20 protein-coding genes and 1 pseudogene are annotated in these 22948 nt (G+C 72.0%); 11 read left to right on the top strand and 10 right to left on the bottom strand.

Translation table 11 applies throughout. The annotated features are described in order from the left end of the window. Positions 1–8 precede the first annotated feature (8 nt). Both JS756_RS04680 and JS756_RS04675 read left to right on the top strand, forming a co-directional pair. Positions 9–575 (top strand): ATP-binding protein, encoded by a 567-nt coding sequence (locus tag JS756_RS04680; protein ID WP_205381619.1) that lies wholly within the window; start codon positions 9–11, stop codon positions 573–575. A 139-nt stretch (positions 576–714) separates the two neighbouring features. Then, positions 715–1566 carry a helix-turn-helix domain-containing protein gene (locus JS756_RS04675; protein ID WP_205381618.1) on the top strand — a complete coding sequence of 284 codons (852 nt, stop codon included), beginning with the start codon at positions 715–717 and terminating at the stop codon, positions 1564–1566. Between the two features lie 240 nt (positions 1567–1806). On the opposite strand, the gene JS756_RS04670 is transcribed toward JS756_RS04675, so the two are convergent. Next, on the bottom strand, positions 1807–3177 hold the full coding sequence (locus tag JS756_RS04670) for a thioester domain-containing protein (RefSeq protein ID WP_240203220.1): 1371 nt from the start codon (positions 3175–3177) through the stop codon (positions 1807–1809). Positions 3178–3784: 607 nt separating this feature from the next. Beyond that, positions 3785–5548: an aspartate--tRNA ligase gene (aspS, locus tag JS756_RS04665; protein ID WP_205381616.1), complete on the bottom strand. Its 1764-nt coding sequence runs from the start codon at positions 5546–5548 to the stop codon at positions 3785–3787. 163 nt (positions 5549–5711) lie between these two features. On the opposite strand from aspS, the gene JS756_RS04660 reads away from it, so the two are divergent. After that, entirely contained in the window at positions 5712–7835 is a 2124-nt protein-coding gene (locus tag JS756_RS04660; RefSeq protein WP_205381615.1) for a SpoIIE family protein phosphatase, read from the top strand. Positions 7836–7992: 157 nt separating this feature from the next. On the opposite strand, the gene JS756_RS04655 is transcribed toward JS756_RS04660, so the two are convergent. The 3 genes from JS756_RS04655 to JS756_RS04645 all read right to left on the bottom strand — a co-directional run bounded on the left by JS756_RS04655 (position 7993) and on the right by JS756_RS04645 (position 11041). Further along, entirely contained in the window at positions 7993–9039 is a 1047-nt protein-coding gene (locus tag JS756_RS04655) for an AI-2E family transporter (RefSeq protein WP_205381614.1), read from the bottom strand. 330 nt (positions 9040–9369) lie between these two features. Next, positions 9370–10341, bottom strand: a complete 972-nt coding sequence (locus JS756_RS04650) for a pirin family protein (protein WP_205381613.1) — start codon at positions 10339–10341, stop codon at positions 9370–9372. 226 nt (positions 10342–10567) lie between these two features. Then, a complete protein-coding gene (locus tag JS756_RS04645) occupies positions 10568–11041 on the bottom strand; it encodes an SseB family protein (RefSeq protein ID WP_205381612.1) in 474 nt (157 codons plus the stop codon). Positions 11042–11192: 151 nt separating this feature from the next. Here JS756_RS04645 and JS756_RS04640 point away from each other — a divergent pair, with 151 nt between their 5' ends. The 3 genes from JS756_RS04640 to JS756_RS04630 all read left to right on the top strand — a co-directional run bounded on the left by JS756_RS04640 (position 11193) and on the right by JS756_RS04630 (position 14918). Continuing rightward, positions 11193–13019, top strand: a complete 1827-nt coding sequence (locus tag JS756_RS04640) for an acyl-CoA dehydrogenase (protein WP_205381714.1) — start codon at positions 11193–11195, stop codon at positions 13017–13019. A gap of 118 nt (positions 13020–13137) precedes the next feature. Continuing rightward, on the top strand, positions 13138–14430 hold the full coding sequence (locus JS756_RS04635) for a M18 family aminopeptidase (RefSeq protein WP_205381611.1): 1293 nt from the start codon (positions 13138–13140) through the stop codon (positions 14428–14430). A gap of 245 nt (positions 14431–14675) precedes the next feature. After that, positions 14676–14918, top strand: a complete 243-nt coding sequence (locus tag JS756_RS04630) for a DUF6458 family protein (protein ID WP_205381610.1) — start codon at positions 14676–14678, stop codon at positions 14916–14918. A gap of 154 nt (positions 14919–15072) precedes the next feature. On the opposite strand, the gene JS756_RS04625 is transcribed toward JS756_RS04630, so the two are convergent. Continuing rightward, the gene (locus tag JS756_RS04625) at positions 15073–15468 is read right to left on the bottom strand and encodes a cupin domain-containing protein (RefSeq protein ID WP_205381609.1); all 396 of its coding nucleotides are present in this window, start codon (positions 15466–15468) and stop codon (positions 15073–15075) included. A 51-nt stretch (positions 15469–15519) separates the two neighbouring features. On the opposite strand from JS756_RS04625, the gene JS756_RS04620 reads away from it, so the two are divergent. Together JS756_RS04620 and JS756_RS04615 are read left to right on the top strand one after the other, a co-directional pair. After that, positions 15520–16503, top strand: coding sequence for a GlxA family transcriptional regulator (locus JS756_RS04620; RefSeq protein WP_205381608.1), 984 nt, complete (start codon positions 15520–15522; stop codon positions 16501–16503). Beyond that, positions 16500–16994, top strand: coding sequence for an LURP-one-related/scramblase family protein (locus JS756_RS04615; RefSeq protein ID WP_205381607.1), 495 nt, complete (start codon positions 16500–16502; stop codon positions 16992–16994). Before JS756_RS04620 ends, JS756_RS04615 begins: the two co-directional genes overlap by 4 nt. A 193-nt stretch (positions 16995–17187) precedes the next feature. Here JS756_RS04615 and JS756_RS04610 read toward each other — a convergent pair whose 3' ends face one another. Further along, complete coding sequence (locus JS756_RS04610; RefSeq protein ID WP_205381606.1) at positions 17188–17985, bottom strand: carbon-nitrogen family hydrolase; 798 nt, start codon at positions 17983–17985, stop codon at positions 17188–17190. A gap of 243 nt (positions 17986–18228) precedes the next feature. Here JS756_RS04610 and JS756_RS04605 point away from each other — a divergent pair, with 243 nt between their 5' ends. Continuing rightward, on the top strand, positions 18229–19053 hold the full coding sequence (locus JS756_RS04605; protein ID WP_205381605.1) for a maleylpyruvate isomerase family mycothiol-dependent enzyme: 825 nt from the start codon (positions 18229–18231) through the stop codon (positions 19051–19053). Between the two features lie 386 nt (positions 19054–19439). Here JS756_RS04605 and JS756_RS04600 read toward each other — a convergent pair whose 3' ends face one another. The 3 genes and pseudogenes from JS756_RS04600 to JS756_RS04590 all read right to left on the bottom strand — a co-directional run. Further along, positions 19440–20762, bottom strand: a complete 1323-nt coding sequence (locus tag JS756_RS04600) for an MFS transporter (protein WP_240203219.1) — start codon at positions 20760–20762, stop codon at positions 19440–19442. Beyond that, a complete protein-coding gene (locus JS756_RS04595) occupies positions 20759–21421 on the bottom strand; it encodes a GntR family transcriptional regulator (RefSeq protein ID WP_240203218.1) in 663 nt (220 codons plus the stop codon). Before JS756_RS04595 ends, JS756_RS04600 begins: the two co-directional genes overlap by 4 nt. Before the next feature lie 205 nt (positions 21422–21626). Continuing rightward, positions 21627–21947, bottom strand: a pseudogene (locus JS756_RS04590) (MBL fold metallo-hydrolase); the annotation flags it as partial. A 32-nt stretch (positions 21948–21979) separates the two neighbouring features. Between JS756_RS04590 and JS756_RS04585 the strand changes: the two are divergent. Both JS756_RS04585 and JS756_RS04580 read left to right on the top strand, forming a co-directional pair. After that, positions 21980–22192 (top strand): cupin domain-containing protein, encoded by a 213-nt coding sequence (locus JS756_RS04585; RefSeq protein ID WP_205381601.1) that lies wholly within the window; start codon positions 21980–21982, stop codon positions 22190–22192. Next, positions 22149–22514 (top strand): helix-turn-helix domain-containing protein, encoded by a 366-nt coding sequence (locus tag JS756_RS04580; protein ID WP_307790328.1) that lies wholly within the window; start codon positions 22149–22151, stop codon positions 22512–22514. Before JS756_RS04585 ends, JS756_RS04580 begins: the two co-directional genes overlap by 44 nt. Positions 22515–22948: the final 434 nt, after the last annotated feature.

The raw sequence follows: 22948 nt of genomic DNA, 5'->3' as shown, positions 1-22948 counted from the left end.
TGAGTGACGTGAATCAGGAACTGACCGCCGCCGCAGACCGGCTCCCCCAACCCGCCCGCCCCGTCCGCAACTTCAGTGTCCTGCTGTCCCCGACCCCACGCGGCGCCCGGCTGGCCCGGCTGCTCGCGGTCGAGCAACTGCGCTCGTGGGAGCTGCCGTTGGATCCGGCGCGGCACGTCGTCGCCGAACTGGCGAACAACGCGGCCACGCACGGCCGCGTCCCCGGCCGGAACTTCCGCCTTCTTCTGTACGTCGTCGGCGCTGTCCTGCGCGTCGAGGTCACCGACACGCGCGGTGACCGGCTCCCGCCGCACCGGAACGCGGTGCGCGGCGGAGAGGGCGGTCACGGGCTGGCGCTCGTGGACGCGTTCGCCGACCGCTGGGGAGTGGCACCGGGGCTGCCGCCGCGCAAGACGGTCTGGGCCGAACTCACCGTCCCGGCCTGCATGTCACCGGCACCCGACGGTCCGGGTCCCGGTGCCGCGGGCGGTCTTCTCCAAGGACCATCGGGGAGAAAGAACTCCCACCAAGCCCCACCCCTCCCTCCCGCGGGGCGCACTCACTCGCCGGAGTGAATATGTCCAACTCGGCTGGATCCGGGACCGGTTGCGTGCCCTACGCTCAGCGCGACACCACCGCAGACATGCGACGGCCCCCGCCGGGACTGCCATCCCAGTGCGAGGGCCTGACCACCTAGGAAGCAGACCCTTCCCGATGGATACCGAAAACCCTAACGCGCGCTCGCGTCCGCAGTCCCGGCTCCCGGGGAAAAACCACCCGGGGGCGCGGCCGGATTCCGGCGTGGTCCACGACAGCGCCCGCCACACCGAGAACTTCACGGTGATCGGCAACCATCTCGCCCAGCACGAGGAGTTGTCCCTGCTCGCCATCGGGCTGGGCTGCCACATCCAGTCGCTGCCCAAGGGCAGCCCCGTCGGCATCAAGTCCCTCGCCGACCGCTTCCCCGAGGGGCCCACGCGCATCGCCGCGGCTCTGCGGGAACTCGAAGCCCACGGCTATCTGCGCCGTACCCGTGAGCGCCGGCCGGGCGGGCAGGTCGTCACCCGCACGGTCTTCTGCAACAAGCCCGGACATCGCGCCGGTCCGGCCGAGGGTCCCCGCAGGTCCGCCCGCCGTCCGGCGCCGGAGAAACCGCCGCCGCGCAGGCGCCTGCCCGCCGTACCGCAGCCCGCGTCGCCCTCACCCGACCTCCTGCGGGCGGCCGTCGACGTGCTGGCCGGCCTCCGCCGCCTCGACCCCCGCCTGCTGCTGTCCGCGACGGACACCGAGCACCTCGCTCCGGGCGTCGCCGCCTGGATGGAACGCGACCTGCCGCCGTCCGCCGTGCGCCGCGCCCTGACCGAGCGGCTGCCGGCCGAGCCCTTGACCCGGCCCGCGGCCCTGCTGGCCCACCGTCTGACCGCGCAGTTGCCGCCACCGCCGCCGTTCCGGCCCCCGGCCCCACCGGCCCCGGAGCCCAGACACCCCTGGCAGACCTGCGGCACCTGCGACCGCGTCTTCCGGGCCCCCTCCCCCGGTCGCTGCCGCGACTGCCGAACCGGTTGACGCGACGGACGTGGCGCCCCGGGCGCCGTCCACGGCAGAGTCCGTCGGGAGAGCGCGGAAGGAACTCATCAGGCCGGTGCGCCACGGTGTCCGTGTGCCCGGCGTGCCTCGGGCCCGGTCCGGGGTGTTCCCGGCCGGGCCCGACAGAGCAGCACGGTCCGCCGGCGGACGTCGGGGGCGTCCGGCGGCGGACCGTGCTCACCTGTTCGGCGTCGGGTCGTCAGGACCCGGCGGCCACCGTCAGGCGGACGGCGTGGAGCGGCGCTTGCGCAGGAAGAAGACCAGTCCGCCACCGGCCAGCACCAGAGCCACGGCCGCGCCCGCGATCACCGGGGTGGCGCTGCTGCCACCGGTCTGGGCCAGGCCGCCACCGGTGGTGGTGGTGCCGGGCGTGTCGGTACCGGGCGTGGAGGTGCCGGGCGCCGGGGTGCTCGCCGAGGGACTGGGCGACGGGCCGGCGGTCTTGCAGTCCAGGACGCCGTGGGTCTCCCACGGGCCGTAGCCGGCCGCGCTGGCGATCTTGATGTCGTACGCCTGGTCCTCGTCGACCTTCACCAGGACGGTCTCGGACTTGCCCGGCTGGACCGTGTGGGTCTCGCCGTTCAGGGTGAAGGTGAACTCCTGGTCGCCGCTGTTCGCGGCGGTCACCTGGATGCCGCCCGCGGCGCAGTCCTTCTCGAAGGTCACGGCCGGGATCGGGCCCTTGTGCTCCTTCGGCGCCCAGGCGCCGGACGCGGACGCGGTGACCGGCACCTCGGTGCTGCCGGCCAGGATCAGGGTCTGGCTCTTCTTGTCGACGGGGCCGAAGACCCGGCCGACCTCGATCCGGGTGGTGGTGGAGGCGGTGAGGGTGCCCTCGCCCTTGGGCGCGTCCGCCGGCACCTTGAAGAACAGCTTGTCGCCGTTGGCCGCGGTGGTGGCGGCCTTGCCGTCCGCGTCGACCAGGGTCACCCCGGCGTCCGCGGACTTCTGGTCGAGGGCCACCGAGACCTTGTCGGCGCTGGTGTTGACGGTGACCGGTCCGATGCTGTCGCCGCTGGTGCCCGAGACGCTGTCCGGGGTGAGCTTCAGCGAGGGCAGCGGCTCGTCGGCGGAGCCGTGCTGCTCGGCCTGCTCCTCCAGCCACTTCGTGACCTTGTCGGCGCCCTTGTCGCGCGGGTGGGCGTTCACGCCGTCGGAGAAGTGCCAGATGGCCGCCTGGGTCGCGGCTGCGGCGGTGTCCTCGTTCAGCTTGGCACCGACCTTGGAGCCCAGTGCGTCCGGCTGGACCACGGGGTAGGCGTGCTGCAGGATCCAGCGGATCCTGCCCAGCCGTTCCTTCTTGTCCGACAGGACGGAGTGGTCCCAGTCCGTCTCGGTGTACTTGGTGCCGTCGTACGTGGGGTTGTGGATGTCGATGCAGTACGTCTCGAGTTCGGCGCCCTTCAGCGTCAGGCGCATGGTGCCGCCGGTGAGGGTCTCCTCGGCGTGATCGGAATCGTCGAGTATGTCGATACGGCCGCCATGGACGATGTCGCCCAGAACGGCGGTGTCGGCCTCGCCACCCCCGTCGGCCGACGCCGCTCCGGCGAAGGCGACACTTCCCGCACAGAACATGCTCGTCGCGAGCATGACACCAGCAACGGACGGTATGGACCGCCCGCGAACTCGGAACATAGCTACGTCTCCTCCCGACGGCCGCACGGCATGGCGGACCGCCGACATGCCACGCCCCCAGAACGCGGCCCGTGTTGGTCGCCGCACATCCTAGGGATTCCTGAGCCCCGACGTACCACCGGGTCGGAAATGACTCGTCGGACACGTGATATGGGTGGGTCCCTGGAGTAGCAAGGGAGTTGACGCTACATCAGGGTGCCGGCCCAGGAACAGGTGCACATCGCGTCGAGTCCGCCCCGCCCCACACGCCCCGCCATGGCTCGTGATCGCCGACCAGAGCCGGCTCCGGGCACGCCCGCCCGTCCCCCGAGGCCGTCGGACGCCCCGTCGAGTGACGGGACTTCCCCCGCAGTCATCGCCTACCCGACGCCTCGACAACTGAGCAACCGGGCCCGGGGACCGGGCACGTCCACGCATCAAGCAGCGTCACGGCACAGGAGCGGACCCGGTCATCGGGGGTGAACGCCGCCGCCCGGCCCGCTCCGCGGGGCCCGCACATGGCGAGGCGCCCGGACCGGGGCTCGTCCGCCCCGGGTCCGGGCGCCTCGGCGCCGGCCGGTGTCTACTTCGGCTGCGGCTTGCGCACCGACAGGTGCAGCTCCTTCAGCCGGGCCTCCTCCAGCTCCGTCGGCGCCCCCATCATCAGGTCCTGGGCGTTGCCGTTGAGCGGGAAGGAGATGGTCTCGCGGATGTTGGGCTCGTCGGCCAGCAGCATCACGATGCGGTCGACGCCGGGGGCGATGCCGCCGTGCGGCGGGGCGCCGAAGCGGAAGGCGCGGAGCATGCCCGCGAACTTCTCCTCGACCGTCTCGCGGTCGTAGCCCGCGATCTCGAACGCCTTGAGCATGATCTCCGGCTCGTGGTTCCGGATCGCGCCGGAGGACAGCTCGACACCGTTGCAGACGATGTCGTACTGCCAGCCCAGGATGTCCAGCGGGTCCTGGGTCTCCAGGGCCTCCAGGCCGCCCTGGGGCATGGAGAACGGGTTGTGCGAGAAGTCGATCGCGCCGGTGTCCTCGTCCTTCTCGTACATCGGGAAGTCGACGATCCAGCAGAACCGGAAGACGTTCTCCTCGAAGTGCCCGGCGCGCTTGGCGGCCTCGACCCGCACCGCACCCATGATCTTCGAGACCTCGTCGAACTCGCCGGCGCCGAAGAACACGGCGTGACCGGACTCCAGGCCGAGGCGCTCGGTGAGGACCTTGACGTTCTCCTCGGTGAGGAACTTCGCGATCGGGCCGGTCAGCCCGCCGTCCTCGGCCACCCGCACCCAGGCCAGGCCCTTCGCGCCCAGCGAGATGGCGTACTCGCCGAGCTGGTCGAAGAACTTGCGCGGCTGGTCCTGGACCGCCGGGACCGGCAGCGCCCGCACGTGCTTGCCGGCGAAGGCCTTGAACTCCGAGCCCTCGAAGACATCGGTGATGTCGACGAGCTCCAGCTGGGCCCGCAGGTCGGGCTTGTCGGAGCCGTACTTCAGCATCGCCTCGCGGAACGGGATCCGCGGGAAGGGGGAGGTCACGTGGCGGCCGTTGCCGAACTCCTCGAACAGCTCGGTCATCAGCTGCTCGATGGGCAGGAAGACGTCCTCCTGCTCGACGAAGCTCATCTCGACGTCGAGCTGGTAGAACTCGCCCGGCGAGCGGTCGGCACGGGCGTCCTCGTCGCGGAAGCAGGGCGCGATCTGGAAGTAGCGGTCGAAGCCGGAGATCATCAGCAGCTGCTTGAACTGCTGCGGGGCCTGCGGCAGAGCGTAGAACTTGCCCGGGTTCAGACGGGAGGGAACGACGAAGTCGCGCGCGCCCTCGGGGGAGGTCGCCGACAGGATCGGCGTCGCCATCTCGTTGAAGCCCAGCGCCGTCATCTTGTGCCGGATCGCGGAGATGACCGCCGACCGGAGCATGATGTTGCGGTGCATGCGCTCGCGGCGCAGGTCCAGGAAGCGGTACTCCAGGCGCCGCTCCTCGTTGACCCCGTCCTCGGCGTTGATGGTGAAGGGCAGCGGAGCCGCCGCGCCCAGCACCTCCACGGCGCCGACCTCGACCTCGACCTCGCCGGTGGGCAGGTCCGGGTTCACGTTCTCGGTTCCACGTGAAACAACCTGGCCGTCGACGCGGACCACGGTCTCCTTGGACAGCTTGTCCAGGGCCTCGTACGCCTCCGTGCCCGGGCGGGCGACCAGCTGGGTGATGCCGTAGTGGTCACGCAGATCGATGAAGAGGATGCCGCCCAGGTCGCGCCGATTGTGCAGCCAGCCACTCAGCCGGACGTCGGTGCCGACGTCAGAGGCGCGGAGCTGTCCGCAGGTGTGGGACCTGTACCGATGCATCGTCGTTTCATCCAGTCTTCGCGGATCGGGAATCTCCGGGGCCCGGTGCCCGGACTTTTCAAGGGTACCGGGCAGGCCGTCGTCGCCTCCCCACCCTTTTCCCGGCGTGACATGACCAGGCCAGCGGTGGCATCGTCCGATCGTCTCTTCATAAAGTGGGGCAATGCGCACCGGTGAACCCCTGCCCTCCGTGGGGGAGGTCCTCTCCGCACTCGCGACCGGCCTGTGGAACTGGGACACCGCCACCGGTCAGGTCTCCCTCGACGCCGAGGCGGCACGCCTGCTCGGGCTGCCCGCCGAGCAGGCCGTGCTCACCGAAGCGCAGGTGCGCTCACGGCTCCACCCGGTCGACTGGAACGAGATCACCGGTGTCGTCCAGCTCGCCGTCGCCGAGGGCACGCTGGCCGAGGTCCGGATCCGGATCATGGACGAGCGCGGTCACGTCGTCCGCGTCGTCCGCAGCCGCTCGAAGCCGTCCTTCGATCCGGTCAGGCGGGCCTTCGAGCTGACGGGCACCCTCCAGGAGGTCGCCGAGCCCGCCCCGGGCACCCCGGCGGGACGCCGCGCCGTCACCGGCGACTGGCGGCGCTCCCGGGAGGCCTTCCTGCTGGACGCAGGCCGTGCTCTGGCGGAGGCGCGGTCCACGGCCGAGGTGCTGCGGGTGGCGGCCGGGCTGTCGATGCCCGGCTTCTCACCGGACGGGCTCGCCGTCTTCGGCGTGGAGGGCGACCGGCTGACGATCATCGGCCACCACGGGCAGCAGCCCGGCGACGAGGGGCCCTTCGCCCAGCTGGCACTGGAGACCGACTACCCGGCGGCCGAGGTGGTGCGCACCGGGCGCGCGGTGTACCTGTCCTCCCCGGAGCAGTACCGGGAGCGCTATCCGCTGACCTGGCCGCTGGCCCAGCGGTTCCACCGGCAGTCCTGGGCGTTCCTGCCGCTGACCGTGGCGGGCGGCACCATGGGCGCCTGGATGGCCGCCTTCACCTATCCCGTCGCCTTCACCCCGGACGAACGGTCCGTCCTGACCACCGTCGCGCGCATGCTGGCCCAGGCCCTGTCGAGGGCCGGCGCCGCCGAGACCGAGCGGGAGCTGACCGACGGGCTCCAGCGCTCGATGCTGCCCTCCCTCGGCAAGGGCATCCCCGGCATGAGCATCGCCGCCCGCTACGTCCCCACCGGCGGCGGACTCCAGGTCGGCGGCGACTGGTACGACATGATCCCCCTGCCCAGCGGCCGGTTCGCCCTCGTCATCGGCGACGTCCAGGGGCACGACGTGCACGCGGCCGGCCTGATGGGCCAGCTGCGGATAGCCCTGCGGGCCTACGCCGCCGAGGGCCACCGGCCCGATGCGGTGCTCTCGCGCGCCTCCCGCTTCTTCTACGGACTCACGCAGAGCGACGACGACATGGCCGGCCTGCGCTTCGCCACCTGCCTGTACATCGAGGTCGACCCGGTCACCGGCATCGTGGAGACCGCACGCGCCGGGCACCTGAACCCGGCCGTACGGATGCCGGACGGCACGGTGATGCTGCGGACCACCGCCGGCGGGCTGCCGCTCGGCATCGACCCGGACAGCGACTACCCCACCACCCTGCTCACCCTGGATCCCGGCGAGACGCTGCTGATGTGCACCGACGGCCTCGTCGAGACCGGCGGCCACGACCTGGACTCCGGCTGGCAGCGCCTGCGGGGGGTCATGGAGGAGCACAACGGGCACGACGGCGAGGACGGGGATCTGGAAGAGCTCGCCGACGCCCTCGTCCGGGCCGTGCACGGGCCCTCCTCGCACCACACCACCGGCCCGCTCGCCGACCGCCGCGAGGACGACATCGCCCTGCTCCTGCTGTGCCGGCAGGGCGGCGGCCGGGGCGCGAACGGGACGGCGGTCCGGCCGCCGGTGCGCCGCATGATGCTGACGGTCGCGCAGGCCGAGCCGGAGCGCGTGGCCACCGGCCGGCGGCAGCTGCGCGACCTCCTCCATGACTGGTCCTCCCCCGACCAGGTGGACTCGGCGGTGCTGCTGGTCTCCGAGCTGCTCACCAACGTCCTGGTGCACACCGACGCCGACGCGCTCCTGCTGGCCGAGGTCACCGGCGAGAGCGGCGCCCGGCGGCTCCGGGTCGAGGTCACCGACGCCGGGGACGACCTGCCGCATGTGCGCCGGCCGGGCGAGCTGGCGTCCTCCGGGCGCGGTCTGATGCTGATCGAACTGCTCGCAGACGCGTGGGGGGTGGCCCCACGGGGCCAGGGCAAGAGCATCTGGGTCGACCTGAAGGAGGCCTGACCCGGCAGGCACGCACCGGCGGACCGCTCGGGTCACGTCGGGGAGCGCGGGCCGCGGTACGGGGTGCGGGGGCGTCGTGGGGTGCGGTGCGGCGGGGTGGTCGGTGCGGGATACGGGCCGCGGAACAGGCGTGGGCGGCGCCGGGGCACGCCGCGGACTACGGCGCGGTGGCGCGGGCCCGCAGTTCCTCGACGACACCGAAAGCGGCGGCCGTGACCGGCACGGCCAGCAGCATGCCCAGGATCCCGGCGACGGACGCGCCCGCGGTGATCGCCAGCATCACCACGGCCGGATGCATCTGCACCGTCCGGCTCTGGATCGCCGGCTGGAGCACATGCCCCTCCAGCACCTGCACGGCGAGGACGACGCCGAGCGCCCAGAGCCCGATGACGAACCCGCGCTCGGCGAGCGCGACGAGGACGGCCAGGGTCCCGGAGATGAACGCGCCGAGATAGGGGATGTAGGCCCCGACGAAGACCAGCGCCCCGAGTCCCACCGCCCCCGGCACGTCCAGCGCGAGCAGGCCGACGGTGATGAACGTGGCATCGATGAGGGCGATCAGGGTGGTGCCCCGCATGAACCCCTCGACGGCGCGGAAGGCCCGGCGGGCGACGGCCTCCAGGAGGTCCGCGCTGCCGCCGGGGGCGAGGGAGCGCAGGGTGCCGACGGCCCTGTCGCCGTCGCGCAGGAAGAAGAAGACGAGCAGCAGCGCGAGAACCGCCATGGCGAGGGTCTGGGCGACGACGCTCACCCCGCTGAGGAAGCCCGAGGCCGCGGTCCCGCCGAACCTGCCCAGCAGGTCGCGGGCGTTCGTGGCGAGGTCGTCGAGCGAGGTGCCGGCCGCCCCGAAGTGATCGGCGACGCTGCGTGCCGCGTCCTTCAGCGAGGAGACGATCTGGTCGCCGGTGTCGACCAGTGCGGCGACGACGATGTACACGGCGCCGCCGACCACCGCGACGACGGCCACGCACGTCACGGCGGCGGCGACGGACCGGTTGACCCGGGCCTGCAGCAGGCGCCGGTGGAGCGGCCCGAGCAGCGCCGTACCGAGCAGCGCGAGCAGCACGGGCGTGACGGCCGTGCGGAACTCCGCGCACAGCAGGATCCCGACCCAGCCGACGCCCGCGACGAGCAGGATGACGACGCACCAGGCGGCGAGCCGCCGGACGGCTGCGGGCAGCGGCGAGGGGGAGGGCTCCTGCACCCTCACCACCCGACCACACCCCCCGGCCCTCCGTCGCGCGGGGGACGCCCGGCGGAGTGAGCCGCCGGCACGGGCGGCCGGCAGGGGCGCGGTGCGGGTTCCGGTGCCGGTCCTGCGGCCCGCGCACGGACGACGGCAGGGGCGGAGCCCGGTGCTCCGCCCCTGCCGGCCGTCGTCCGGGCCGCCCTGCGCCCACTCGCATCGCCCCCTGTGCCCGTCGGCTCGCGCCGGCGTCCGTCGGCGCGCGGCCCCGCGAAGGCGGCGATCGTCCGGCCGGAACAGGGACCACGACGCACCGGCCCCGGTTCCCCGGGGCCGGTCCGGCACGTCCTACAGACCGCCCTCCTGCATCCCGTGCACGGCCGGGATCGTTCCGAGGCGGCCCTTCTGGAAGTCCTCGAAGGCCTGCATCAGCTCGTCCTTGGTGTTCATCACGAACGGGCCGTAGTGGGCCATCGGCTCACGGATGGGCTGTCCGCCGAGGAGGACGACCTCCAGGTCGGGCGTGTGGGAGTCCTGCCTGTCGTCGGCGCGGACGGTCAGCGAGCCGCCGCCGCCGAAGACCGCGGTCTGGCCCAGGTGGACCGGGCGCCGCTCGGCGCCGACCGATCCGCGCCCGGCCATCACGTAGGCGAGGCCGTTGAAGTCCTCGCGCCACGGCAGGGTGATCTCCGCACCCGGCGCCAGCGTCGCGTGGACCATGGTGATCGGCGTGTGGGTGATGCCGGGACCGGCGTGGCCGTCCAGCTCACCGGCGATGACGCGCAGCAGCGCGCCGCCGTCCGGGGACGTCAGCAGCTGGACGCTGCCGCCACGGATGTCCTGGTAACGCGGGGGCATCATCTTGTCCTCGGCGGGGAGGTTCACCCACAGCTGGAGGCCGTGGAAGAGCCCTCCGGACATGACGAGGTGCTCCGGCGGGGCCTCGATGTGCAGCAGGCCGGCGCCGGCCGTCATCCACTGGGTGTCGCCGTTGGTGATGGTGCCGCCACCGCCGTTGCTGTCCTGGTGGTCGAAGACCCCGTCGATGATGTAGGTGACGGTCTCGAAGCCGCGGTGCGGGTGCCAGGGCGTGCCCTTCGGCTCCCCGGGCTGATAGTCCACCTCACCCATCTGGTCCATCATGATGAACGGGTCGAGGTGGCGGTAGTTGATCCCCGCGAACGCCCGGCGCACCGGGAAGCCCTCGCCCTCGAATCCGCTCGGCGCGGTCGTGACCGCCAGCACGGGGCGTGCCGCGGCGTCGGCGGGAGCGGTCACGCGGGGCAGCGTCAACGGGTTCTCGACGGTCACTGCAGGCATGTCGGTACCTCCTCGGTCTACGCTCACTTTAGTTGAGCGTTGAACTTCTTGCCACCCTGAACGAAGAAAGCCCGGAGGGCATTCCCTCCGGGCTCGCGCCACGGTCCAGCCGTGGAACAGAGGCCTCAGCGGCACGTCCGGCGCATCGGAACGACGGAAGCGGCCGCACGAGCAGCACGGGGGGCGACGGCGTCAGCCGTGCGCCCGGCACATCGGGACGACGGCCTCAGCCGTACATCCGGCGCATCGCGAAGTCGACCATCTGTTCGACTGCCTTCGCGTCGAAGACCATGCGGTGCTCACCCTCCATGTCGACGACGAAGCCGTAGCCGGTCGGCAGCAGGTCGATCACCTCCGCACCGGTGATCACGAAGTACTTGGACTCCTTGCCCGCGTACCGGCGCAACTCCTTCAGCGAGGTGAACATGGGGATCACCGGCTGCTGGGTGTTGTGCAGGGCGAGGAAGCCCGGGGTGTCCCCCCGCGGGCAGTACACCTTGGACGTGGCGAAGATCTGCTGGAAGTCCTCGGCGGACATCTGACCGGTGGTGAAGGCGCGCACCGCGTCCGCGAGCGAGGGCGGGGACGGCTCCGGGTACAGCGGCGGCTGCTGCCCGTATCCGCCGGACATCGGCTGCTGGGGCCCGGCGTACTGCTGCTGCGCGGTGCCACCGTCCATGGTCTGGCCGTATCCGTACATGCCCCAAAGAGTAACGAGTCACAGATGAGGGGATCGGGGTTGCTTCTTATTACCGACGGGTAGCATCATCGGAGCTACTTGTTGGTACGTGAACTAGTGCGAGGATCCACATCCAGTGCCTCGCCGATCCCTCTTCAACGGAGCCGTCGCCATGGGGCACTACAAGTCGAATCTCCGAGACATCGAGTTCAACCTCTTCGAAGTACTGGGACGCGACAAGCTGTACGGCACCGGCCCGTTCGAGGAGATGGACACCGAGACCGCCAAGAGCATCCTGGAGGAGCTGACCCGCCTCTCCGAGAACGAGCTCGCGGAGTCCTTCACCGACGCCGACCGCAACCCGCCGGTCTTCGACCCGGAGACCAACACGGCCCCGGTCCCGGCCTCCTTCAAGAAGAGCTACAAGGCCTTCATGGACTCCGAGTACTGGCGCCTGGGCCTGTCGGAGGAGATCGGCGGCACCACCGCCCCGCCCTCCCTGATCTGGGCGTACGCGGAGCTCGTCCTCGGCGCGAACCCGGCCGTGTGGATGTACTCCTCCGGCCCGGCGTTCGCCAACATCCTCTTCGAGGAGGGCAACGAGGTCCAGAAGAAGATCGCCCGGATCGCCGTCGAGAAGACCTGGGGTTCCACCATGGTCCTCACCGAGCCCGACGCGGGCTCCGACGTCGGCGCCGGCCGCACCAAGGCGATCCAGCAGGAGGACGGCTCCTGGCACATCGAGGGTGTGAAGCGTTTCATCACCTCCGGTGAGCACGACATGGAGGAGAACATCCTCCACTACGTCCTCGCCCGCCCCGAGGGCGCCGGCCCCGGCACCAAGGGCCTGTCCCTCTTCCTCGTCCCGAAGTACCACTTCGACTTCGAGACCGGCGAACTGGGCGAGCGCAACGGCGTCTACGCCACCAACGTCGAGCACAAGATGGGCCTGAAGGCCTCCAACACCTGCGAGATGACGTTCGGCGACCAGCACCCCGCCAAGGGCTGGCTGATCGGCGACAAGCACGACGGCATCCGCCAGATGTTCCGCATCATCGAGTTCGCCCGCATGATGGTCGGCACGAAGGCGATCTCCACCCTGTCGACCGGCTACCTCAACGCGCTGGAGTACGCCAAGGAGCGCGTCCAGGGTCCCGACCTGGCGAACTTCATGGACAAGGCGGCGCCCAAGGTCACCATCACGCACCACCCCGACGTGCGCCGCTCGCTGATGACGCAGAAGGCGTACGCGGAGGGCATGCGCGCGCTCGTCCTCCACACCGCCTCCGTCCAGGACGCCATCGCCGTCAAGGAGGCGAACGGCGAGGACGCCAAGACCGAGCACGCCCTCAACGACCTGCTCCTGCCGATCGTCAAGGGCTACGGCTCCGAGAAGGGCTACGAGCAGCTCGCCCAGTCGCTCCAGACCTTCGGCGGCTCCGGCTTCCTGCAGGAGTACCCGATCGAGCAGTACATCCGCGACGCCAAGATCGACACCCTGTACGAGGGCACCACCGCCATCCAGGGCCAGGACTTCTTCTTCCGGAAGATCGTCCGCAACCAGGGCGCGGCCCTCAACTCCGTCGCCGAGGACATCAAGAAGTTCCTCGCCCTCGGCACCGGCGGCGAGGAGCTGACCGGCGCCCGCGAGCACCTCGCGAAGGCCGCCGTCGAGCTGGAGGCCATCGTCGGCCTGATGCTGACCGACCTCGCCGCCACCGAGCAGGACGTCAAGAACATCTACAAGGTCGGCCTCAACACCACCCGCCTGCTCATGGCCTCCGGTGACGTGATCGTCGGCTACCTGCTCCTCAGGGGCGCCGCGGTCGCCGCCGAGAAGCTGGAGACCGCCACGGCGAAGGACAAGGCCTTCTACACCGGCAAGATCGCGGCGGCGAAGTTCTTCGCGGCCAACGTCCTGCCCGGCGTCACCCTGGCCCGCAAGATCGCCGCGGGCGTCGAGCTGGACCTGATGGAGCTGGACGAGGCCGCGTTCTAGGACGCATGGGACAGCAAAGGACAGCTCTGGACAGCTGAACCTCCTTCCACACCCTCCTCACGAGGGCCCACTCCCTTTGCCCGGGAGCGGGCCCTCGTCCGTCGTTAAGGTGAACCCCATGAGCGAACCCTCACGCTTCGACCGCGGCCACACCGACGACCTGATGACCTTCCTCGCGGCGAGCCCGTCGCCGTACCACGCAGTGGCGAACACGGCCGCGCGTCTGGAGAAGGCCGGCTTCCGGCAGGTCGCCGAGACGGACGCCTGGGACGGGACCAGCGGCGGCAAGTACGTGCTGCGCGGCGGTGCCCTCGTGGCCTGGTACGTCCCCGAGGGCGCGGCGGCGCACACGCCGTTCCGGATCGTCGGCGCACACACCGACTCCCCCAACCTGCGCGTCAAGCCGCTGCCGGACACCGGGGCGCACGGCTGGCGCCAGGTGGCCGTCGAGATCTACGGCGGCCCCCTGCTGAACTCCTGGCTCGACCGCGACCTCGGCCTCGCCGGCCGTCTCACCCTGCGGGACGGCTCCACCCGCCTGCTGAACGTGGACCGCCCGTTGCTGCGCGTCCCGCAGCTCGCCATCCACCTGGACCGCTCGGTCAACGCCGACGGCCTCAAGCTCGACAAGCAGCGCCACCTCCAGCCCGTGTGGGGACTCGCCGACACCGTGCGCGACGGCGACCTCATCGCCTTCCTGGAGGAGGAGACGGGTCTCGCCGAGGGCGAGATCACCGGCTGGGACCTCATGGTCCACTCCGTGGAGCCGCCCGCCCACCTCGGCCGCGACCGCGACCTCGTCGCGGGCCCCCGCATGGACAACCTGCTGTCCGTGCACGCCGGCGTGGCCGCACTGACCGCGGTCGCCGGACGCGACCTGCCCTGCATCCCCGTCCTGGCCGCCTTCGACCACGAGGAGAACGGCTCCCAGAGCGACACCGGCGCCGACGGCCCGCTGCTCGGCAGCGTCCTGGAGCGCTCGGTGTTCGCGCGCGGCGGCACCTTCGAGGACCGGGCCAGGGCCTTCGCCGGCACCGTGTGCCTGTCCTCCGACACCGGCCACGCCGTCCACCCCAACTACGCCGAGCGGCACGACCCCACGCACCACCCCCGGGTCAACGGCGGCCCCATCCTGAAGGTCAACGTCAACAACCGCTACGCCACCGACGGTTCGGGCCGCGCGATCTGGGCGGCGGCGTGCGAGAAGGCGGACGTCCCCTTCCAGTCCTTCGTCTCCAACAACTCCATGCCCTGCGGCACCACCATCGGCCCCATCACCGCGGCCCGCCACGGCATCCGGACCGTCGACATCGGCGTGGCGATCCTGTCCATGCACAGCGCCCGCGAGTTGTGCGGCGTGGACGACCCGCACCTGCTGGCGAACGCACTGGTGGCGTTCCTCGACGGCTAGTGCCGCGGCAGGCGACGTTCGCCCGTCGAGGAGCGGCGTCCGGTGCGTGCTCCCGGTGTGCCGGACGGAAGCCCTCGTACGGGATGTACTCGGGCTTTCGTCCGGTGCGGCGAGCGTGCGTGCCGGGCGTCGCGACGGGGCGAACGTCGCCTGGTGCGGCACCGGTCAGTTCCGTTGCGGCGCATGTCCGTCGTCCGGGCGGGTACCCGGATTCCACACAACGACCGGACAGGGAGGCGACCTTCATGGGCCTCGGCGGGTGCATCGTTCTCATCGCCGCGGGAGCAATCCTCGCGTTCGCGACCGACTGGCACATGGAGGGAGTCGATCTCGACCTGGTCGGCATCATCCTGATGGCCGTCGGGCTGATCGGCGTGGCGACCTTCAGCGGCATCTACCGGCGCCGGCGCGTGGTGGTGCCGTCCACGACCCCCGTCGTCGAAGGGGAACGGGACCACCACCACACGCCCGGCGGCTACGGCCTCTAGTGCCGCACCGCGTCCCGGGAGCGGCGGCCACACCGAGACGGTGGGCCCGCTCCGAGAGGGCCGGGCCCGGGGCCTGCCGGCCCGGGGCCCTTCTCACGGACGCGGCGCGATGCGGAGCGGGTCATGGATCGAGGGGCCCGCCCGCCACCGGCGGTCAGGTCAGCGGGTGTCCCGTCGTCGCGTCCACGTGGTCCGGTACGTCGTCGTGGCGGTCTCCGACGGTCAGGGTCCCGGTGGGTTCGAGGAGCAGGATCTCGGTGGGCAGGGGCGCGTACGGTTTGTGCTCGGTGCCGCGGGGGACGGTGAAGACGGAGCCCTTGGGGAGGACCACCGTGCGCTCGCCGCCTGCCTCGCGCAGGGCGATGTGCAGCTCGCCGGCCAGGACCAGGAAGAACTCGTCGGTGTGGTCGTGGACGTGCCAGAGGTGCTCGCCCTCGACCTTGGCGACGCGCACGTCGTAGTCGTTGACGGCGGTGACGATGCGGGGGCTCCACTGCTCGGTGAAGGAGGCGAGGGCGGCGGGCAGGGAGACGGGTTCGCTGGATCGCATGACGCCATGGTCGCCGCGGCGGTCCTGGCGCACGAGTGCTAGAAATTGCACATGCCGCAAGAATCCTCGCACCGCGTCGTGCTGATGGTCGACGAGAACTCCAACCCGTTCGAGATGAGCTGCGCCATCGAGGTCTTCGGACTGCCGCGCCCCGAGCTGGGCCGGGACCTCTACGACTTCCGGCTGTGCGCCGCCGAGCCCCGGACCCGGATGCGGGACGGGTTCTTCACCCTCAGCGACGTCGCGGACCTCGGGGCGGCCGAGGAGGCCGACACCCTCATCGTGCCGAACCGGCCCGACACCGACGCCCCGCGGGCCCCGCACGTACTGGACGCCGTACGCCGCGCCCACGCGCGCGGGGCGCGCCTCGTCGGCTTCTGCTCCGGCGCGTTCACCCTCGCGGAGGCCGGGCTGCTGCACGGGCGCCCGGCGGCCTGCCACTGGATGTGGGCGGACTCCTTCCGGGCCCGCTTCCCCGGCGTGCGCCTCGACCAGGACGTGCTGTTCGTCGACGACGGCGACATCCTCACCGCGTCGGGCAGCGCCTCCGCGCTCGACCTCAGCCTCCACGTCGTTCGCCGCGACCACGGCGCCGAGATCGCCAACCACGTCTCCCGGCGTCTGGTGTTCGCGGCACACCGCGACGGCGGACAGCGGCAGTTCGTGGAACGTCCGGTGCCGCACATCAGGGACGAGTCTCTCGCCCCGGTGCTGACGTGGGCGCAGGAGCGGCTCGGTGAACCGCTGACGGTGGCCGACCTCGCGGCCCGCGCGCGGGTCAGCCAGGCCACCCTCCACCGGCGTTTCCGCGCGCAGCTCGGGACGACGCCGCTCGCGTGGCTGACAGGCGAGCGCGTGAACCTCGCCCGCCGGTTCATCGAGCGCGGCGAGAAGAGGCTGGACGTGGTCGCCGCGCGCAGCGGCCTGGGCACCGCCGCCAACCTGCGGGCCCGGCTCCGCCAGGAGACCGGGCTCAGTCCGTCGGCCTACCGGCGGCGTTTCGGACCCTCCGGCGGGGAACCGGTGACCCCATGAGATACCTCGTACGGGAACGGCTCCTCGGCTTCGGCGACGACTACTGGATCGAGGACGACCGGGGCGACAAGGTCTTCCTCGTCGACGGCAAGGCCCTGCGGCTTCGGGACACCTTCGAGCTGAAGGACGCGGACGGGCGGGTGCTCGTCGACGTCCGGCAGAAACTGTTCGCCCTGCGCGACACCATGGTCATCGAGCGGGACGACGAACCGCTGGCGAGGATCCGCCGCAAGCGGCTGTCGCTGCTGCGCAACCACTACCGGGTGTCCCTCGTCGACGGCACCGATCTCGACGTCAGCGGCAAGATCCTCGACCGCGAGTTCGCCGTCGAGTACGACGGGGAACTCCTCGCCGTCGTCTCCCGCCGCTGGCTCACCGTCCGGGACACCTACGGCGTCGACGTCGTCCGCGAGGACACGGACCCGGCACTGCTGATCGCGGTGGCGGTGTGCGTGATCCAGCTGGCGGAGAAGGAGCGGGAGGAGGACTGAGCGCTCCGCCGGACGCGCCGCGGTACGACGTCTGCGGCGGACCGCGGCGACGTCGTGGCCGGTCGCGCCGTTCCCCGCGCCCCTTCGACGCACTGCCGAACCGGAGTGGACCCGACCCGGCCCGCTCGACCGGCACCGGGGGCGCGGGGTGTCCGACGGCTCGGGGAGTGTCCCCGTCGCAGGGCGCCGCGGGTCACCGGCGCGGTGTCCCCAGCCCCAGCACGCGGTCCTTCAGCGCGGGGAACTGGTCTCGCGTCGCGGCCACCTTCGCCGGGTCGAACGAGACGCGGAGCACCTCCTCGCCCGGGCCCGCCTCCGCCAGCACCTCACCCCACGGATCGACCACGATCGAGTGACCGGCCTGCGGAACTCCCGCGTGCGTCCCGGCCGTTCCACAGGCGAGCACGAACGCCTGGTTCTCCACCGCCCGCGCCTGAGCCAGCAGCGTCCAGTGCGCCCGGCGGCGCTCCGGCCAGCCTGCCGGGATCACCAGGGTCTCGGCACCGGCGTCGACGAGGCCGCGGAAGAGCTCGGGGAAACGGAGATCGTAGCAGGTCGCCAAGCCCAGGGTCGTCTCGGGCAGACGGACGGTCACCAGTTCCCGCCCCGCAGCCATCAGCACGGCCTCGCCCTCGTCGAAGCCGAAGCGGTGGATCTTGCGGTAGGCGGCGGCGAGCTCACCGGAGGGAGAGAAGACGACGGACGTGTTGTACAGCGGTCCTTCCGGGTCCCGCTCGGGGACGGACCCGGCGTGCAGCCACACGCCCGCGTCGCTCGCGGCCTTGGCCATCGCCTCGCAGGTCGGCCCCTCCAGCGTCTCGGCCTCGGTGCCGAACCGCTCGTAGGAGAAGGCCCCGGTGGTCCACAACTCGGGAAGGACGACCAGGTCGGCGGCTCCGGCTTGTTCTCGCACCAGTGCGGCGAGGCGTTCCCGGCGCGAGTCGACCGATTCGTCCTCGCTTACGGCGATCTGGATGAGAGAAGCGCGCACACTACCACCGTCCTGGCGTCGAGCCGTCCACCGGGCCGTCCCCACGGACGTCCTCACGGGCCTACGATCGTCACACGAAAGCACTGCCGGGGTGCCTCAGAGCAGCGTAACTTGGGGGTCCTCCCAGCTTGAGCGAAGCCGAGAGCCGGGGGGAGTTTCAAGACACCCGACGAGTGCAGCCACCTCCCACTGGCAACGCCGCCACAACCTGCCCGTGTACCAACCGCCGAGGGGTCCCGTTCCGTGAGTCTGCATCCCACTCTCCAGCCCTATGCCGATGCCTGGACCCACTCCATCGAAGCGATATCCGAGCTGGTGCAGCCGCTGGCGGAGGCTGACTGGAACCGCCGTACCCCGTGCCCGGCCTGGTCGGTGCGCGACGTCGTGTCGCACGTGATCGGCATGGACTGCGAGATGCTCGGCGACCCGCGTCCCATCCACACCCTGCCGCGCGACCTGTTCCACGTGACCAACGACCACCAGCGCTACACGGAGATGCAGGTCGACGTGCGCCGGCACCACACGGCGCCGGAGATGACGTCCGAGCTGGAGTACACGATCATCCGCCGCAACCGCCAGCTGCGGAACGAGACCCGGGATCCGGGCACCAAGGTGCGCGGCCCCCTCGGCACGGAGCTCACCCTGGCGGAGTCCATGCGCAACCACGCCTTCGCGGTGTGGGTGCACGAGCAGGACCTGCGCACCGCCCTCGGCCGGCCCGGCGATCTCGACTCCCCGGGCGCGCTCGTCGCCCGCGACGTCCTGCTCGACGCGCTTCCGGTCGTCGTCGCCGAGCGCGCGCAGGCTCCCCGCAGTTCGGCCGTCGTCTTCGACGTGCACGGGCCGGTGGAGTTCCTGCGCACCATCCGCATCGACATCCAGGGCCGCGGCACCCTGGAGACCGCTCCTGCTCTCGGCCCCGCCGCCGCTCTCACCCTGGACTGGGAGACCTTCGTCCGTCTGGCCTGCGGCCGGGTGACGGTGGAGGCGGTGTCGGACCGGCTGAAGCAGGAGGGCGACCAGAACCTGGCGTCGGCGATCCTGCGCAACCTCACGGTGACGCAGTAGTGCTCACGCCGCCTCCGCACGGCTGTGGGCGGCCCTGAGCCCTCGATCGATCCGTGGGCGGTCCGGCAACCGGAAGCGGCACCGAACGGGTGGGCGGGCGCAGCGGGGGGCGCTCCGTGAGGCGGTGCGCGCGCCCCGCCCCCGGGCCGGCGCCGACGCCGGGCACGGCCACCGCGCACCGGTGCCCCCGGACAGCGGCCGACGCGCCGCGGCGCCCCGGCAGGAACTGCGTGCAGCGGCGTCCCGGGACGGGACGTCGCGGGATGCCGGGACCGCACACCGCTTCGCCCGGTCCGCCCACCCGGGACCGCACACCGGCCGCCTGGACCGGCCGGCCGCCTGGACCGGCCGGCTGCCGGCGGGCCGGCGTCGGCCACCGACCGCCGTCACGCAGGGACGTGCACCGTTTCCACCCGGCTGGCGACCAGCCGTTCCCGCTCCCGCCGGGCGGCCCGCCGCCGCAGCCGCAGGATCTGGCTGACCCCGACCGCCTGGAGCACGAACAGCGCGCAGAAGGCGACGGTGTAGTTGTCGCCGGTCGCGTCGAGCAGCACCCCGATCGCGAACAGCGTGGTCATCGAGGCGACGAAACCGCCCATGTTGGTGATGCCGGAGGCCGTGCCCTGCCGCTCCGGCGGGTTCGCCGGGCGCGCGAAGTCGAAGCCGATCATCGACGCGGGCCCGCAGGCGCCGAGCACCGCGCAGAGCACGACCAGCAGCCACATCGGCGCCCGGTCGGCGGAGGCCAGCGTGGGGTAGGAGAGCGTCACCGCCCACATCAGGGCCGTCGCCCCGACCGTACCGAGCGCCAGTGGCAGCCGTGCCTCGTGGTGGCGGGCGACGATCTGGCCGTAGACGAGGCCGACGGCCATGTTGGACAGCACGATCAGGGTGAGCAGCTCACCGGCCGTGGCCCGGGTCAGGCCCTGCGCCTCGACCAGGAAGGGCAGGCCCCACAGCAGCAGGAACACCATCGCCGGGAACTGGGTCGTGAAGTGCACCCACAGCCCCAGCCGCGTGCCCGGCTCACGCCAGGAGGCGGCGATCTGGCGGCGCACGTAGGCGGCACCCCGGTGCGCCGGCGGTTCCGGCTCGAAGCCCTCGGGGTGGTCCTTGAGGAAGAGGGTCACGAGGAGCAGCACCACGGCTCCGGCCAGCGCGCTCCCGCCGAACGCCGCGGTCCAGCCCAGGCCGTGCAGCAACCGGGAGAGGACGAGGGTGGAGACGAGGTTGCCCGCCATGCCGACGAGGCCGGCGAGCTGGGCGACGAGCGGTCCGCGCCGGGCCGGGAACCAGCGGGTGCCCAGCCGCAGCACGCTGATGAAGGTGAGCGCGTCACCGCAGCCGAGCAGGGCGCGGGAGGCGAGGGCGGTGCCGTACGAGGGGGAGAAGGCGAAGCCGAGCTGCCCGGCCGTGAAGAGCACCGCCCCCATCGTGAGCACCTTCTTGGTGCCGAGCCGGTCGACCAGGAGGCCGACGGGTATCTGCATGCCGGCGTAGACCAGCAGCTGGAGGATGGAGAAGGTGGACAGCGCCGAGGCGCCGACGTGGAAACGGTCGACGGCGTCGAGTCCGGCCACGCCGAGGGACGTGCGGAAGATGACGGCGACGAAGTAGACGGAGACGCCGACGGCCCAGACGGCCGTCGCGCGCCGCCCGCCGGGCGGATCACCCCGCAGCCCGGCCGCGGAGGCCGGGGAGGGCGTCATCGCACCTCTCCCCGGGCCAGGTGGGAGAACCATCCGACGTGCCGGTGGACGACGGCCACGGCCGCCTCCGCGTCACCGGAACGCAGTGCGTCGAGGATCTCCGCGTGCTCGGCCAGGGTCTTGGCGATGCGGTCGGGGTGGGAGTGCATGACGGCGACGCCCATGCGCAGCTGCCGGTCCCGGAGCTGGTCGTACAGGCGGGAGAGGATCTCGTTCCCGCCGCTGCGGACGATCTCGGCGTGAAAGCACCGGTCGGTGGTGGCGGCGGCGGCGAAGTCGCCCGCTGCGGCCTGGGCCCGCTGCTCGGTCAGGAGCCGCTCCAGCCGCTCGACGAGCGCGGCGGAGGCGGGCACCGCCTTGCGGGCCGCGTGCTCCTCGACGAGCAGCCGGGTCTCGACGACGTCCGCGATCTCCTGTGCGGAGACGGGCAGGACCAGTGCGCCCTTCTTCGGGTAGAGCTTGATCAGCCCTTCCACCTCCAGCCGCAGCAGCGCCTCGCGCACCGGGGTCCGTGAGACCCCGACTGCTTCGGCGAGCTCACCCTCGGTCAGCAGGGTGCCGCCTTCGTAACGGCGTTCCAGGACGCCTTGTTTGACGTGGCTGTAGACGCGGTCGGCGGCGGGGGGCTGCTTGACGGGTGCGGGTGGGGCGGGTGACATGCCCACAGGATAGATACAACACGTACGCATGAGGAGCCCCGTCCATCATCCGGACGGGGCGGCCCCCGATCCGGCACTCGGCGCGCCGCACGGCGCCCCGCCCCTGGCGCCCGCACGACCTCGGCCCGCACAGCACCCCGTACAGCACCGTGCCGGTGGGGACCTCTTCAGGGGCGGCGGTGGGACGCGAGGTGGTGACGGGCTCTCAGACATCGCCGGCGACGTCGTCGTCCACGCGTGCCCGCAACCGCCCTTTCGCCTCCGACCGCTCCAGCCGTCGCTGCTCCTTCACCACCCGACGCCGCACCCGGTCGGGCTCCAGGATCCCGCCGTGGCCTGGGTGCAGCCGCTCGGGGCCCAGGTCGAGCATGCGCCGGAGACTGGCCAGATCGGCGAGGGGGTCGTCATGGAAGGGCGGGTTCCAGGGCCGGTGGGGCAGTAGTCCGAGCAGCGGTGTCGCGATCAGGTCTCCCGCGACGAGGTCCCCCGCTTCGGTGAGGACCGACACCGACCCGGCGGTGTGGCCGGGGGTGGGGACGGGGGCTCACCCTCCCGCCGGTGCTGGTGCTGCCCGCTGCCGACGGCGGCGTGCCCGAGCGGAGCGAGCTCGCCGACACCCTCCGGAGGCTCACGGCCGAACTCGCCGAACCCCGGCCCGGTTCCCGGACGGTCGTCGACCGGCTGACCGACGTGCTGTTCGTCCACATCCTGCGCCGGTGGACCGCAGATCAGGGCGAGCACGGCGCCTCCTGGGTCCTGGGCCCTGCGTGACCCGCAGGTCGCCGCCGCGATCTCCCTCCTGCACGAGGACCCGGCCCGCCCCTGGACCGTCGAGGAACTGGCACAGCGGGTGGGTGTCTCCCGCGCCACGCTCTCCCGGCGCTTCACGCATCTCGTCGGCGAGCCTCCCCTGGCCTACCTCACCCGCTGGCGCCTGGAACTGGCCGGCCGGCGCCTGCGTGACACCGCCGACGCGCTGCCGGCCGTGGCCAGGAGCGTCGGCTACACCTCGGTATCGGCATTCTCCCGGGCCTTCACACGTCAGTGGGGAACGCCGCCGAGCCGCCACCGCACCGGCCATCACCCGCCATGAGCACTCAGGCCCGGTCCTCAGTCCCCGTCCGCAGCCTCCTGAACCGCCGGGGACGGGAACGGGAACGGACCCGGGATCGGTTCACCGGGGCGTGCTGGACGGTCGGGGGGCTCTCTTCCCCGGGAGACGATGTGCGGGTGGAGCACGTCAGGGACTCCTGCGACGCCCCGTCGGTGGAGGCGGTGCTGCGCCCGCGGCACGGCGGCGATCGCGGCACGGCGGCGATCGCGGCCTCGCCCGGCCGGGGCGGCCGAGGCCCGCCGCACAGGGCCGGAAGGTCTGCTGCCGCCGCAGTCGCGGTGGCGGGTCCCGCGCGGTCGCACCCCGGCGGGACCGCGGTCGTCGACGGTCTCCGGGCGCCCCGGCCCGGGGGCGCCCCCGGTCCACGGACCCGGGAGCCGCGCCCCTCGGCCAGGAAGAGGGTGCGCGGCTCG

Origin of the sequence: Streptomyces actuosus (assembly GCF_016921115.1) — a bacterium.
Classification (GTDB): Bacteria; Actinomycetota; Actinomycetes; order Streptomycetales; family Streptomycetaceae; genus Streptomyces; species Streptomyces actuosus_A.
This window is presented reverse-complemented; position numbering and strand designations above follow the sequence as displayed.

Excerpts from the sequence above, each read along its gene's own strand:
- JS756_RS04595 (WP_240203218.1), bottom strand. The coding sequence starts at position 21,421 with ATGTCACCCGCCCCACCCGCACCCGTCAAGCAGCCCCCCGCCGCCGAC.
- JS756_RS04620 (WP_205381608.1), top strand. The coding sequence starts at position 15,520 with ATGCCGCAAGAATCCTCGCACCGCGTCGTGCTGATGGTCGACGAGAAC.
- JS756_RS04660 (WP_205381615.1), top strand. The coding sequence starts at position 5,712 with ATGCGCACCGGTGAACCCCTGCCCTCCGTGGGGGAGGTCCTCTCCGCA.
- JS756_RS04600 (WP_240203219.1), bottom strand. The coding sequence starts at position 20,762 with ATGACGCCCTCCCCGGCCTCCGCGGCCGGGCTGCGGGGTGATCCGCCC.
- JS756_RS04640 (WP_205381714.1), top strand. The coding sequence starts at position 11,193 with ATGGGGCACTACAAGTCGAATCTCCGAGACATCGAGTTCAACCTCTTC.
- JS756_RS04615 (WP_205381607.1), top strand. The coding sequence starts at position 16,500 with ATGAGATACCTCGTACGGGAACGGCTCCTCGGCTTCGGCGACGACTAC.
- JS756_RS04635 (WP_205381611.1), top strand. The coding sequence starts at position 13,138 with ATGAGCGAACCCTCACGCTTCGACCGCGGCCACACCGACGACCTGATG.
- JS756_RS04625 (WP_205381609.1), bottom strand. The coding sequence starts at position 15,468 with ATGCGATCCAGCGAACCCGTCTCCCTGCCCGCCGCCCTCGCCTCCTTC.
- JS756_RS04645 (WP_205381612.1), bottom strand. The coding sequence starts at position 11,041 with ATGTACGGATACGGCCAGACCATGGACGGTGGCACCGCGCAGCAGCAG.
- aspS (WP_205381616.1), bottom strand. The coding sequence starts at position 5,548 with ATGCATCGGTACAGGTCCCACACCTGCGGACAGCTCCGCGCCTCTGAC.
- JS756_RS04675 (WP_205381618.1), top strand. The coding sequence starts at position 715 with ATGGATACCGAAAACCCTAACGCGCGCTCGCGTCCGCAGTCCCGGCTC.
- JS756_RS04630 (WP_205381610.1), top strand. The coding sequence starts at position 14,676 with ATGGGCCTCGGCGGGTGCATCGTTCTCATCGCCGCGGGAGCAATCCTC.
- JS756_RS04650 (WP_205381613.1), bottom strand. The coding sequence starts at position 10,341 with ATGCCTGCAGTGACCGTCGAGAACCCGTTGACGCTGCCCCGCGTGACC.
- JS756_RS04670 (WP_240203220.1), bottom strand. The coding sequence starts at position 3,177 with ATGCTCGCGACGAGCATGTTCTGTGCGGGAAGTGTCGCCTTCGCCGGA.